Below are 13199 nucleotides of genomic sequence, written 5' to 3' on the forward strand. Positions count from 1 at the left end.
TACATATTTCAAAAAAAAATGAGGGTTTAGTATGAAAAATGTATTATTCAGGAGAAAAAATCTCGGCGAGTTACTGGAAAAAAAGGGAGATATCCAACTACAGCAATCGTTAGGAGCCTTTGATTTAATGCTGCTTGGGGTAGGTGCCATTGTTGGAACAGGTATATTCATTCTTCCTGGGACAGTAGCTGCGGTGCACGCTGGACCAGCTATATTTTTTTCCTTTATTATAGCTGCTATTGTCTGTGCATTGGCAGCTATGTGTTATTCAGAATTTTCTTCATCCATACCAGTAACGGGCAGTGCATATACGTATGTATACATTGTATTTGGAGAATTAGTCGCTTGGTTAGTTGGATGGGCTTTGCTGTTAGAATATGGCTTAGCAGTTGCAGCAGTTGCAACAGGTTGGTCTGCTTATTTAAGTGCTTTGTTAGAAGGTTTAAATATTACCATTCCAAAGGCCATCTCTGGTTCTTTTAATCCAGCAGATGGAACATATGTAAATGTACCGGCTATAGCCATTATATTTGCCACTGCTTTTTTATTAACGCTCGGAATAAGAGAATCTACGAAGTTTAATACGATCATGGTAGCTATTAAAGTAGGTGTTATTCTCTTATTTATTGGAGTAGGTATTTTTTATGTTGAGCCAGCTAATTGGCAGCCATTTATGCCCTTCGGAATCAATGGCGTTATAAGTGGGGCAGCCCTTGTTTTCTTTGCTTATCTTGGGTTCGATGCTGTTTCGTCAGCTGCTGAAGAGGTAAAGAACCCACAACGTAATATGCCAATTGGAATTATTGGATCATTATTAATTTGTACAATACTTTATGTAGCTGTTTCGCTTGTTTTGACTGGGATGGTTTCATATACAAAGCTAAATGTAAGTGATCCAGTTAGCTTTGTTATGCAGATAGTTAATCAAGATTGGGTGGCTGGCATTATTTCACTTGGTGCTGTCGTTGGGATGATGACAGTTATACTTGTTATGTCATATGGCGGAACTAGACTTCTTTACGCGTTTGGCCGTGATGGATTGCTGCCGAAAAGTATGTATGAGCTTAGTAAAAAATATAAAACACCCGTTAAAAATACATGGGTATTTGCCACACTTGTAGCTTTTTGCGCCGGCTTCATTCCGTTATCTAAGCTAGCAGAACTAGTAAACATGGGAACATTACTTGCATTTACAATCGTTTCAATCGGAGTTATTTACTTAAGAAAAAATAAGAGTATACCATCAAGTGGTTTTAAAGTACCATTCTTTCCAATCTTACCGATTTGTTCATTCCTATTATGTTTATTTTTAATTACTCAGCTCTCTGTCTATACATGGATTGCATCCAGTATTTGGTTTGTATTTGGATTACTTTTCTATTTTGCTTATGGTAAAAGGCATAGCGTAATGAATAAAGAATAAGAAATGCAAAAAGTGAGCTTACGTTGTCATACAGAGACAATGTAAGCTCACTTTTTTAGATGAAGATAAAGAGAACAGTATGTCCCATCGCTTTCGTTTCAATTAATGATCTTTTTATTAAAAGTGACCTAGAGATCACATCATCAAACCATGTAATCCCATTAAGAGTGTAAAGATGATAACATGATCTCAAAATTGCAATCATAAATGATTTTTTACTTATTAGGCCAATCAATGTATTTTTTAAATTAATTAGTCCAACGATGAAACCTACTGTTAAACCTTCTAAAATAACATCTGATCCAATTGCTTGAACAAGTCTGGCCATTATAAATGAGTTAATAAATGTGACAATAACAGCATCATCATACTTTAGTGACCCACTGTTTTGATTTCTAACTGTATGCCAATACGGTTCGTTCCCTTTTTCTCTGATAGCAAAATCGAATAATAGTTCGCTCCAAGTATCATGTACAATAATCCGCCACGATAATAGCTATGTAATTTAATGTACTCCGATCAATAACATGTAGTACCTTCCAAAAAATTATGTAATCGTCTGGCATTTATTTCAATGGTTGGACGACTACATATATCATTTGCAATTAAATATACATCGTGGAGATTGCTAGAATTAGTATTAGTAAAGATGTTAACATTCCAACGCCTACTACCTGAATTCCTCCCCTAGTAACGTTAATCAGTTTATAACCTCATTTACTTATGATACGGTTCCCCGTAGCGCATCTAAATGAGGTATTTTCCTGATTTTGGGGCGGAATAGAGGAGGAGGAGACAAAAAAAAGAGAAGGGGTGTCCCTCTCTTTGTCAAAACTTCACTGGGTCTTTAAGTAATTTAAGCAGACATGCCTCAAGTGTATTACCTTCTACCATCTTAGAAATATCTTCTCGTATGTTTTCAGACCATGGTGTTCCAAAACATGCTTTCCATTTTCCTGAAAACTTCATTATAGTTAGTTGTCCATTATGACGAGTATTTGCATAATCTTGAGCCAACTGAAAAAGATCAATTTCTGTGTTCAACTTCAATCCACTCCTTTTCTAATATGGTATTACTATTTAGATATAGTTCATCTATATTAGAAAGGGGGGATTTTTAGACCCAGAGTTATATTGAAAATAAATGAATGGATGCATATAATTTAGACAATTGATTATGAAGGAGCAACAGATATGTATGAATTGACACATACTCAGGCTCAAACCATTGTTAATAAAATGATGAATGATATTCCTTTTAATATTAATATCATGGATAAAACAGGCGTAATTATCGGGAGTGGAAATAAAGAAAGGATTGGTACACTGCACCATGGAGCGGTGGCTGCCATAAAACAAAAGAAAATTATAGAAATTAAAAAGGATGAAGAATTCGTAAAAAAGGGCATTAACTTGCCAATTGAATTAAATGAAGCCATTATCGGAGTGGTAGGTATCAGCGGCGAGGTTGTGGAAACAAGGCCATTTGCAAACCTTGTTAAGTCAGCAGTTATTTTATTAATTGAACAAAGCGTTTCATTGAAAAAAGAGAATCTGGAAAAGAACTTAAAACAGGAGTTTTTTAACTTAATTACAGACCCAGATACAACATATACGAAGGAACTAACTGACCAGGCATTAGCTTATGGTATCATGATAAATAAATCTTCCCAAATTTTATATGTGGAATTTCCTTATAATATTGACAATGAAATCATTAATAATTTCCCTTCCTTTAAAATATCCAATCATTCATATTGTATTGTAGTTCAGGAAGCAAATGAGATTGAATTACTGCAAGAACAGATGGAAAACCAGTTTCCAGATGCTTTCATTTCCATTAGCAAAATGAATGATAAAATTTTTGAGGGATTCTTGCAGGCCAAATCAGCCATGCGCGTATTAAAGGGTATTTTTTTTAATGAAAAAGTCATTTCCTATTCGAGATGTGAATTTATCGCTGATATGGCCGAACTGCAAAAGAACGATTCAAAAGCAGAAATGCCTGCCCATTTACTTGATAAAAATGATGAATTGATAAAAACTTTGCAGGTTTATCTCAGCTGTAACCTGAACGCCAATGAAACTGCAACCCGGCTTATTATCCACAGAAATACATTGAACTACAGATTAAACAGGATTAATAAAATTACCGGCAAAGATCCCAAAAATATATTGGACCTCGTTGAACTAATCTTTATACTGATTAATCGGGTGAAATGAAAAATAACACACCAATATCTGATGTGTTATTTTTCATTTTTATTTTAATAAGCGGGCGATGCTTTCAGATGTGCGGCTAACATTTTCCTTCCCCTTTATCAGCAAGGTATCAATATCTGCTGCTCCTGGAACGATACCAAAAATGGCGTCAAAACCTTCATCGTATAAAGTTTCAACATCCTGACCAACATAACCTGCCAGGGCGATTACTTTAATGCCTCTGCTAACACTTTTGGCTGCCTGGGCAACTCCATACGGGGCCTTACCGAATTTTGTTTGGAAATCGATGCCGCCCTCTCCTGTAAAACAGTAATCCACATTATGAAGCTTTTCTTTTAAATTTGTATACTCGATAACAATTTCAATTCCTTTTTTCATTGTGGCATTAGTAAATGCAAGCAATCCTCCACCAAGACCGCCAGCAGCACCAGCACCAGGTATATCGATCATGTCGATTCCAATCTGCTCTGTTACAACTTTACTGTAGTGCCTCAAATTCTTATCCAAAATTTCAACCATTTCAGGAGTCGCTCCCTTTTGCGGACCGAAGACAGCCGAAGCACCGCGCTCACCGCACAATGGATTTGTTACATCCGATGCTACTAAAATGTTTATTTTTTTTAATTGTGGATTAACATCAGACGTATCGATTGTATCGAGTTCACCTAAATATCCACCGCCAAGTAGCAACTCCTTCCCTTCTTTATCCAGGAATTTATATCCCAGTGCTGCAGCCATGCCGGTGCCGCCATCATTCGTAGCGCTCCCGCCAATACCCAGAATGATGTCTGTTATTCCTTTTTCTAAACAATCCCTAATTAATTCACCTGTTCCAAAGGTAGTTGTAATGAAAGGATTTTTTGTTTCTTTCGTAACATAATGAATCCCGCTTGCTGATGCCATCTCAATAACACCTGTCTTGCCATCTCCCAGAATTCCATACTGTGCCATAACTGGTGTACCAAGGGGCCCTGTAACTTCTTTTTGTATTAATGTACCACCGGTTGCATCTACCAACGACTGGACGGTGCCTTCACCGCCATCTGCCATTGGTACATGAATGCATTCAGCATCCGGAATCGCTCTCTTTATACCAATTTCCATTGCTTCGCAAACTTCTTTTGCCGTCATGCTTTCTTTAAAGGAATCAGGTGCCAATAAAAATGTTTTCCCCATCACTTACACTCCATTCTTTTATAAAATAAATCCGAACAAGATTATTGCTACAATGGTCATCGTTAAACCAACAATACTTTCATATCCGACAACTTTCATTCTGTCTTTCATGGTCATGTTCATAGCATTACGCGTAACGTGGAAGTAAGTTCCGTGTGGCAGATGGTCAATCACCGTAGCACCGGCATGCGTCATAACTGCAGCTGCCAGTGGTGCTACACCTGTATTCAAAATAGCATCTGAGAATGAACCAGTAGCCAAAATGACACCTGTTGACGTTGATGCTGTTGCTGCTGCCATCAATACACCTGCAATTGGTGCAAGGAATGTACCAGAAATACCAGAGACCTCTACCAGGGCAACAACCTGTTCAGGAAGGTCTGAGGCGGTAATTAGTCCGCCAATTGCACCTGCACCAATAATGATCAAAATCGTTGGTGTCATCCTATTTAAACCGGCTGTACAATATTCTAATATTTGTTTTCTCTTGCCTAACGCCAGGGAACCTACTACACCTGCAAACGGCAGGATATACAAGGAATCAATTTTCAGTTTCGCTAATGTCTCAACCCCTATCATTGAGCCAATAGGGCTAATCATCAATAGAACAATAGCGATAACAGGGGTTACTAGGGCTTTTGACAAAACTGGAAGATTAGTAGAGCTTGCCTTTTCTAATTCTGCTGCTTCCGCATCTGTTACTTTTGTGCCTTTATACTTAATGATTGATGCAATAATAACGGTTACAATTACTCCGAAAATTGCAGGGACAAGTCCGCCAATCATTACTTGGTTAACGTCAAGCTTGAAGCCGCCTGCTGCTGCAATGGTATTCGGGTTTGGAGAAATAATGTTACCTGCTTTACCGCCGCCTGACAAAGCAACGAGGATAGCAACTTTGGAATAACCCATTTTGTTTCCAACAGACAATGCAATTGGTGCAACAATAAGTACGGCAACAGGAATAAATACACCTACTGCTGTGATAATCATGGTCGCTAATGCCAGTGACAGCATCGCCTTTGTTCCACCGAGTTTATCTACAATTACTTTTGCGATGGTTTCCGCTGCTCCAGATTCCATCATTACACCCGCAAAAACGCCTGCAGCGATAATACGAATGACCGTTCCTTGAACACTTTGTGTTCCTGTAACCAAGATTGAAACTGAATCTGCAAAGTTGGCTCCACCGATGAAAGCGCCAACAATCGCTCCCAAAATCAACGCATAAGTTGGTGCTAATCTAAACAAAATCAAAATGATTGCCAACGCAAGCCCACTTAATGCGCCAATCCAGCTAATATCTAATGCTGCTGTCATATTACATCCTCCTAATTGTTTTATGAACTCTTTTACTATGAAAGGTGCTTTTATCTACCTTGAATTTAAAATTTATTTAGCTTGTAAATCTAATGGTCTATTAAGAGTTTGCACAATAATTCATTTTAGGTTTTTGCAGACTCTTCGTTTTCTATCTACTGGTGACCCCTTTCTAGAACGCTTTCATAAAAGCCCTTTCATTTACTACACCTTCATTTTAGTTACATAATGCTCCTCAAACAATTGATAATACAACAAATAATATTGTGCATATGCACTAAAAGAGAATTTTCAATTGGAGTTAACTATAAAAAAGCAGTAATATCAAGCACTGGACGTAAAACTACCCCAAATCAATTAATAGATTCGGGTTAGTTATAAATATGTATATTTTGTTACCAGCACAGAATAGAAAAACTGGAATTTCATCAAATATTAAAAGTCTATCCATTGTATACGATTGATGGGTCTAGGCCGAAACGAGCTGTTGGTTTTAAGCTTTCTGAGGGGATGGAGGTACCAAAAGAGTTAGAAGGTAAGTTTAAGTTTGCCAGGCAGAAGTCAAAACTAGCTGGAACCATTCGGGGCTCATTTTTTGTCTTTAAAGGAGAATAGTAAAGTAAGTAAAAACACTAAATAACAAAACAGCACCTCTCCATCAAATTAGAGGGTGCTGTTAACTTTTTTCGCAAAAACCTCATTTACTTATGGTACGGTTCAATCCGATTAAATCCCAACCCACTAAAGTGTAAGTATAGATATAGGTCCCATTCCCCTAACATTTCCACAGAACAAAATCGCTTACTCGACTTAAATCACTTAGCTATTCTAAAAGCTTCGATAGTTTTCTGCTTATCCTTTTATTAACCAAACTAAATAGTTTCTTTAATAAATAAATGGCGATTAGAAAAATAAAGGCAAAGTATTCAGGAATTTCCATTACTCTAAAAGGGCTTATTGCATTACGCCAAGCGGTTTTCATTTCAAATCCCAACAAGAGGTCCATTCCTAATGAACAACTCATTAATATTGCTAACATGGCTATTGTAATAAAGATTATTTTCATTTTCATATCACCTATTTATATAGAATTCCGCATTCCTTATGGAATTGTACTGGTACTTTCTAGAAAATGAGGAATACCTTTTCAATATTAGTGGAAAATAAGAAAAAAGCAGGAAAGGTTTAGTGACAATGTCTTTATTTTCCCTATCCAAAAAAGTAAAAAAACTAAAACTGCAAAAGAAACATGCTCAATATAGCGAAATGTCATCCAAAGCAATTCATAGTTCTTTACAGGATCAAATAAATTACATTAAAGAAAAAACAGGGAATAGCATTGATGTTGTCATCCGAAAATTACAGCTTGGAGATGGCAAAGGACCTAATGCAGCTGTTGTCTTTGTAGAAGGAATTGCAGATAGTAAGGCCATTAACGACTTTTTGATTGAATCGATTATGAATAATAGTTCCATTCACAACAGCCGATCAATTTTTGAATTCCTTTTTGAAGAGGTAGTAGCGCTGGGTGATGTTAAAGAAATCACTGATTGGGACAACCTGTTCCTGTCTTTAATGTCTGGTGAGAGTATTATCCTGGTTGATGGTGCACAAAAAGCACTAAGTGCCAGTACTAGAGGTGGAGAGCAGCGTTCCATTCAAGAACCTGGCAGCCAAGTAACGGTTCGGGGGCCGAGAGATGGGTTTACCGAATCCATTCGTACCAATACCGCTTTAATTCGCAGACGTATTCAAAACCCCAATTTATGGCTGGAAAATATGAAGATTGGCAGCGTCACGAAAACAGATGTTTCCATTATGTATATAAAAGGCATAGCAAAGGATGAAATTGTCGGGGAAGTCCGGAATCGATTAAAAAGAATTGAAATTGACAGTATTCTTGAATCAGGTTATATTGAGCAGCTTATCGAAGACCAGGCATTTACTACTTTTCCAACTCTCTATCATACTGAAAGGCCAGATATGGTTGCCGGTAATCTCCTAGAAGGCAGGGTTGCGATCATTGTGAATGGAACGCCATTTGTCCTGATCGCACCGGCTGTTTTTATCCAATTTTTCCAGTCGGTAGAAGATTATTATGGCCGTGCTGATATTGCCACTGCACTAAGATTCTTAAGGATTTTAATATTCTTTATCTCTATTATTGCACCAGCTGCTTATATTGCCGTGACAACCTTTCACCAGGAGATGATACCAACACAGCTGTTAGTTGCAATCGCTGCCCAGAGGGAAGCAGTCCCTTTTCCCGCATTGGTCGAAGCACTGATTATGGAAGTTGCTTTTGAAATCCTCCGTGAAGCAGGAATAAGGATGCCTAGAGCGGTAGGCTCAGCGATTTCAATTGTTGGTGCACTGGTTATCGGTCAAGCAGCCGTACAAGCAGGAATTGTTTCCCCTGCTATGGTCATAGTTGTAGCTATTACTGCCATTGCCAACTTTGCAACTCCTGCTTTTGCAGTGGCCATCTCTGCACGTCTCATTCGCTTTGGATTTATGTTCGCAGCTGCATCTTTTGGTTTTTACGGGATCATATTGGGTGTCATCATTCTAGCCATACATTTATGCAGCCTTCGGTCTTTTGGGGTACCTTATTTAACGCCAATGGCCCCCCTTATCCTGGCTAACATGGGCGATACAATTATCCGTTTGCCACTTTGGGCACAAAAAAAACGACCAGCACTTATTAGCAGTGATAACGAGAATCGGGTAGGCGATCATCAGAAACCCAAACCTCCTGAAGGCAGGGGGATGGTCAACTCTGTACTAGAAAAAGGTGACCAGGATGAAAATTAAAAAATTTTTGTTTTTCTTAGTAATTTTAGGTAATACCCTCCTTTTATCAGGTTGTTGGAGCAAAAAGGAATTAACCGACTTGGCTATTGTTGCTGCCATTGGAATAGACAAGAACGAAGAAGGCAGATATGTTGGCACTATGCAAATTATCAATCCGGGTAACGTCGCAGGCGGTTTGCAAGGCGGCGGCGGGAGTCAAGGACCTCCCGTTTCCATAGTTACCGGAACAGGAAATAGTATTGTTGAGTTAAGCAGAAGGACATCCCGTAAATTATCAAGAAGACTTTATTATGCTCATACAAATTTAATTGTCATCAGTGAGGATCTTGCAAAAGAAAAATCCATCAGTCATATTCTCGATCCCCTTGAACGTGATGCGCAATTCCGGAGTACTGCAATCATTGTGATTGCCCAGGGATCGAAAGCTTCCGACATTGTTAAAGTGTTAACACCCATAGATAAAATCCCATCAAATAAAGTAATCAAAACGTTAAAATTCACTGAAAAGCAATGGGGAGAAAATATCACTGTTAATATGCAAGATGCGATAAAGACACTTGTCTCGCCTGGTAAGGAACTGGTTGTTTCGGGTTTTCGTGTAAGCGGAGATGTAGATAAAGGGCAAAAGATGGAGAATACTCAGGAAACAGAACCCTCTTCATTACTTTACGCAGGGAGTCTTGCGATATTTAAAAATGGGAAGTTAACCGAATGGATTGATGGTGAGACAGCAAGAGGGTCTGTAATCCTCCTCGACAAATTAAATGCATCTGCATTTGGTGTAAAGTGGGAAGGAAAAGACGAAGCTATATTATATGAATTAACCAGACAAAAAACAAATGTAATGGTAAAAATGGAAAAAGGAAAGCCCCGCGTTTCAATCGAGGTGCAGGCGGAGGGAAATATTGGTGAGGCAAGTGTGCCCACTGACCTTAATAATCCCGATGTTCTTTTAAAAATAGAAAAAGAAATAGAAAAGGAAATAAAAAAAGAAATGACTATGGCTTTAAAGCAGGCCCAAAAAAATAAGTCAGATATTTTTGGTTTTGGAGACACTCTTCATCGCTCAAATCCTGAAGCTTGGAAAAAAATGAAGTCTGAATGGAATGATGTTTATTTTCCAGAAGTTAAAGCAGATATAGTAGTGGATGCCTTTATTCGTCGAACAGGATTACGTAACAACCCCCACCAAGTTAATAAGTAATAATTAAAACGGATGAAAAGGATGTGACAAAAGCGTGGAAAAGGCAAAAATAAGCTTATACCAGCTTTTTGTCCTGATCTTGTTATTTGAGCTCGGCAGTGCGATTTTGGTACCTTTGGCAAGTGATGCCAAACAAGACGCCTGGCTGGCCATACTGTTTGGAATGTTAGGAGGTCTATTCTTATTCTGGGTAAATTACCGTTTATTTCTTTATTATCCAGAGTTAGCCCCCCCGGAATATATGCAAAAGCTGCTTGGAAAAATACTAGGTACAATCCTTGCCTTTTGTTATATTATTTTGTTTATGTATTCGGCATCCAGGGTACTTCGCGATTTTGGAGAAATGCTCCTGACCTTTGCCTATCTTGAAACTCCCTTATTTATTGTAAATGCCTTATTGATGCTGGTTATTATTTATGCTGTTAGCAAAGGTATTGAGGTTGTGGCAAGGACGGGAGAATTATTTTTCTTTTTTATCTATTTCCTTGCTATTACTGGTTTTATTCTAATTCTATTCTCTGGGCTCATTGATATAAATAATTTAAAACCTATACTAGAGCAAGGCATTTCACCTATTGTGGGACTAGTTTTAACTCAAACCCTATATTTTCCATTCGGGGAAGCAATCGTTTTTTCAATGATTTTCCCCTATATAACAAACAGAAAAAAAGCGAAAAAAATAGGTCTTTTTGCAATAGGGCTAAGCGGAATTAATCTTGCCATTACCATGGCGATTAACATTGGTGTATTGGGGGTTGACCTTACTGTCCGCTCGCAATTTCCGCTTTTAAGTACTATTCAAAGCATACAAGTAGCAGATTTTCTCGAACGTCTTGATGTTTTTTTTATGATATCTACCGTCATCTGTATTTATTTTAAAGTAAGCATATATTTTTATGCAGCCGTTGCAAGCACTGCGGTCATATTTAAGATAAAAGAACCTTCAAGGTTAACATATCCCATGGGGATGGTTATTTTGTTCATGTCTGTTACAATCGCAAGCAGCTATGCTGAGCATTTAAAGGAAGGGTTGAAATTTGTTACACGCTATTTGCTCCCTTTCTTCTTTATCATTTTTCCCTTACTGCTCTTAGGAATTGCCTTTTTAAAAAACCGAAATAAGTAGTAGTCATGAATAAATGATAAAGGACAAGGGGCTGCCTCAAAAATACCCTTGTCAAGTATGGCGAATGATTGCTTCAATAACCTATGGGGTTAAACTAACGGTTATTACTGTTCCTTTTCCAAGTTCACTTAGGACCTGAATTTCACCTTGGTGCAAATCTATTATTTTTTTGACAATAGACAGTCCAAGACCACTGCCTCCCGAATTCGAATTTCTAGATGGATCGGCTTTATAAAATCGCTCAAAAATATGCATAAGTGTATCATTATTCATGCCTATTCCGGTGTCTTTTATTTTTACCTTCCATTGGCTATCGTCTGTTTTGTATGACTCAACCTTGATGGTACCTCCGTTTGGTGTGAATTTAATACAGTTATGAAGTAAATTAATCCACACTTGATCCATCAGGTCTTCATCTGCTAAGATCGTTATATTTTCAAGGGAGATATCCATGTGGATAGCTTTCTCTGCCCATAGTGGTTCAAAAGCAAGAATGATTCGGCGAAGCTGATGATCTAAACGATAGTTTTTTAGTTCAAGGGATAAATGATCAGACTCCAAAGAAGTGAGTTTTAACAGATTTTCACTCAATTTTGACAGCCTGATACTTTCTGTTTCGATAATTTGCAGATAATGGCTGCGCTCCTCAGGGCTTAAATCATCGTTCTTTAGCGCATAAGCAAACCCACTAATAGAGGTCAGCGGAGACTGAATTTCATGTGAGACATTCGAGATAAATTCCTGGCGCATTTCCTCCATTTCTCCCAGTTTATCGGCCATATGGTTAATGCTTTCAATAATCTTATAATAAGGATGGTCATCTCGGCCGCCCATTTGATTCCGATAATAAGAAAGATCAATATTAAAGTTTCCTTCAGCTATCATTCTCAATGCTTGAATGATTGGATGAAGAAATTTATCCTGTTTTGATTTGACCCATCGGATTCTTGTTATTAAATACATAACGATTCCAAACAGAAAAAATCCAAGAAACGAGTTGATTAACTGTCTGGGAAATTCATGAGGAAGATAATGGATTGCACCATAAAGCATGGATGTAAACCAATAGGCAGCGGACCATCCTATTAGAAGAGCGATTGTAATGGCTGAAAACCCTAAGAATCGTTTCATGATTTCAGGCAGATTCAATGTGACACCTCCAGTCGATAGCCAAGTCCGCGAATTGTAGTGATTTTAAAGGGACAATCATCCTGGGAAAACCGCTGCCGCAGCCGTTTAATGTGAACATCAACGGTCCGTTCATCGCCCTCATAATCAAATCCCCAAATATCCTCAATTAATTGTTCCCTAGAAAAAGTTTTCTGCTGATGTGTTGCCAGCTTAAATAAAAGTTCAAATTCTTTAAGGGGCAAAGTAATGTCCTGATTACCTACTGATACTTTGTAGGAAGCACGGTCAATCACGACATTACCGATTTTAATTCGATTAGATATCGTAATTTGATAGCGCTTGAGCAATGCTTTTACCCGAGCGATCAGTTCAGCTGCAGCAAACGGTTTAACCATATAATCATCTGCTCCAAGACCAAAGCCTTTTACTTTTTGAGCTGTTTCCCCTTTAGCCGTCAGCATTAAAATCGGTAGTGTATCGGAATAATAGGAACGGACTTCTCGGCAAAATGCCCAGCCGTCCATGTTCGGCATCATAATATCAAGAATAATCAAATCAATTTTTTCCGTTTCGAGTAAGGATAATGCAGCTTTTCCGTCTGCCGCCTCTGTAGTCGATAGTCCTTCTTTGGAAAGAATGACATGAATTAACTCCCGAATGTGGAGATCATCATCTACAATTAATATTTTTGCCATATTGTTCATTCCTTTATAAAAAATAAAGGGAACCGCCAGTCAGTATGCGATCCCTTATAGGTGCTAACTTTTATTGTATACGAACAA

12 protein-coding genes and 1 pseudogene are annotated in these 13199 nt (G+C 38.0%); 6 read left to right on the forward strand and 7 right to left on the reverse strand.

The window, feature by feature from the left end; genetic code table 11:
- Positions 1 to 31 precede the first annotated feature (31 nt).
- Entirely contained in the window at positions 32 to 1423 is a 1392-nt protein-coding gene (gene bcaP, locus QNH48_RS27710) for a branched-chain amino acid transporter BcaP (protein ID WP_283952857.1), read from the forward strand.
- A 55-nt stretch (positions 1424 to 1478) separates the two neighbouring features.
- Here the strand turns inward: bcaP and QNH48_RS27715 are convergent, their stop codons facing one another.
- Positions 1479 to 1751, reverse strand: coding sequence for a hypothetical protein (locus tag QNH48_RS27715; RefSeq protein ID WP_283952858.1), 273 nt, complete (start codon positions 1749 to 1751; stop codon positions 1479 to 1481).
- 500 nt (positions 1752 to 2251) lie between these two features.
- Positions 2252 to 2467 (reverse strand): hypothetical protein, encoded by a 216-nt coding sequence (locus tag QNH48_RS27720; RefSeq protein ID WP_283952859.1) that lies wholly within the window; start codon positions 2465 to 2467, stop codon positions 2252 to 2254.
- 150 nt (positions 2468 to 2617) lie between these two features.
- Here QNH48_RS27720 and QNH48_RS27725 point away from each other — a divergent pair, with 150 nt between their 5' ends.
- Positions 2618 to 3646, forward strand: coding sequence for a CdaR family transcriptional regulator (locus QNH48_RS27725; protein WP_283952860.1), 1029 nt, complete (start codon positions 2618 to 2620; stop codon positions 3644 to 3646).
- 39 nt (positions 3647 to 3685) lie between these two features.
- On the opposite strand, the gene QNH48_RS27730 is transcribed toward QNH48_RS27725, so the two are convergent.
- Complete coding sequence (locus QNH48_RS27730; RefSeq protein ID WP_283952861.1) at positions 3686 to 4822, reverse strand: glycerate kinase family protein; 1137 nt, start codon at positions 4820 to 4822, stop codon at positions 3686 to 3688.
- 18 nt (positions 4823 to 4840) lie between these two features.
- A complete protein-coding gene (locus QNH48_RS27735) occupies positions 4841 to 6142 on the reverse strand; it encodes a GntP family permease (protein ID WP_283952862.1) in 1302 nt (433 codons plus the stop codon).
- Between the two features lie 450 nt (positions 6143 to 6592).
- On the opposite strand from QNH48_RS27735, the pseudogene QNH48_RS27740 reads away from it, so the two are divergent.
- Positions 6593 to 6757: pseudogene (locus QNH48_RS27740) on the forward strand (phage tail protein); the annotation flags it as partial.
- Positions 6758 to 6965: 208 nt separating this feature from the next.
- On the opposite strand, the gene QNH48_RS27745 reads toward QNH48_RS27740, so the two are convergent.
- Positions 6966 to 7208, reverse strand: a complete 243-nt coding sequence (locus tag QNH48_RS27745) for a YczF family membrane protein (protein WP_283952863.1) — start codon at positions 7206 to 7208, stop codon at positions 6966 to 6968.
- Positions 7209 to 7336: 128 nt separating this feature from the next.
- Here QNH48_RS27745 and QNH48_RS27750 point away from each other — a divergent pair, with 128 nt between their 5' ends.
- The 3 genes from QNH48_RS27750 to QNH48_RS27760 are packed head-to-tail and all read left to right on the forward strand — an operon-like array spanning position 7337 to position 11286.
- Positions 7337 to 8956 carry a spore germination protein gene (locus QNH48_RS27750; RefSeq protein ID WP_283952864.1) on the forward strand — a complete coding sequence of 540 codons (1620 nt, stop codon included), beginning with the start codon at positions 7337 to 7339 and terminating at the stop codon, positions 8954 to 8956.
- Positions 8946 to 10160, forward strand: a complete 1215-nt coding sequence (locus tag QNH48_RS27755; RefSeq protein ID WP_283952865.1) for a Ger(x)C family spore germination protein — start codon at positions 8946 to 8948, stop codon at positions 10158 to 10160. The genes QNH48_RS27750 and QNH48_RS27755 overlap by 11 nt, the downstream gene beginning before the upstream one ends.
- A gap of 34 nt (positions 10161 to 10194) precedes the next feature.
- Positions 10195 to 11286, forward strand: coding sequence for a GerAB/ArcD/ProY family transporter (locus QNH48_RS27760; RefSeq protein ID WP_283952866.1), 1092 nt, complete (start codon positions 10195 to 10197; stop codon positions 11284 to 11286).
- 81 nt (positions 11287 to 11367) lie between these two features.
- Here the strand turns inward: QNH48_RS27760 and QNH48_RS27765 are convergent, their stop codons facing one another.
- The gene (locus QNH48_RS27765; protein ID WP_283952867.1) at positions 11368 to 12435 is read right to left on the reverse strand and encodes a sensor histidine kinase; all 1068 of its coding nucleotides are present in this window, start codon (positions 12433 to 12435) and stop codon (positions 11368 to 11370) included.
- A complete protein-coding gene (locus QNH48_RS27770; RefSeq protein ID WP_283952868.1) occupies positions 12432 to 13112 on the reverse strand; it encodes a response regulator transcription factor in 681 nt (226 codons plus the stop codon). Before QNH48_RS27770 ends, QNH48_RS27765 begins: the two co-directional genes overlap by 4 nt.
- Positions 13113 to 13199 lie beyond the last annotated feature (87 nt).

Origin of the sequence: Neobacillus sp. YX16 (assembly GCF_030123505.1) — a bacterium.
In the GTDB taxonomy this organism is placed as follows: Bacteria; Bacillota; Bacilli; order Bacillales; family Cytobacillaceae; genus Neobacillus.

Excerpts from the sequence above, each read along its gene's own strand:
- QNH48_RS27745 (WP_283952863.1), bottom strand. The coding sequence starts at position 7,208 with ATGAAAATAATCTTTATTACAATAGCCATGTTAGCAATATTAATGAGT.
- QNH48_RS27755 (WP_283952865.1), top strand. The coding sequence starts at position 8,946 with ATGAAAATTAAAAAATTTTTGTTTTTCTTAGTAATTTTAGGTAATACC.
- QNH48_RS27715 (WP_283952858.1), bottom strand. The coding sequence starts at position 1,751 with ATGGCCAGACTTGTTCAAGCAATTGGATCAGATGTTATTTTAGAAGGT.
- QNH48_RS27735 (WP_283952862.1), bottom strand. The coding sequence starts at position 6,142 with ATGACAGCAGCATTAGATATTAGCTGGATTGGCGCATTAAGTGGGCTT.
- QNH48_RS27725 (WP_283952860.1), top strand. The coding sequence starts at position 2,618 with ATGTATGAATTGACACATACTCAGGCTCAAACCATTGTTAATAAAATG.
- QNH48_RS27730 (WP_283952861.1), bottom strand. The coding sequence starts at position 4,822 with ATGGGGAAAACATTTTTATTGGCACCTGATTCCTTTAAAGAAAGCATG.
- bcaP (WP_283952857.1), top strand. The coding sequence starts at position 32 with ATGAAAAATGTATTATTCAGGAGAAAAAATCTCGGCGAGTTACTGGAA.
- QNH48_RS27770 (WP_283952868.1), bottom strand. The coding sequence starts at position 13,112 with ATGGCAAAAATATTAATTGTAGATGATGATCTCCACATTCGGGAGTTA.
- QNH48_RS27750 (WP_283952864.1), top strand. The coding sequence starts at position 7,337 with ATGTCTTTATTTTCCCTATCCAAAAAAGTAAAAAAACTAAAACTGCAA.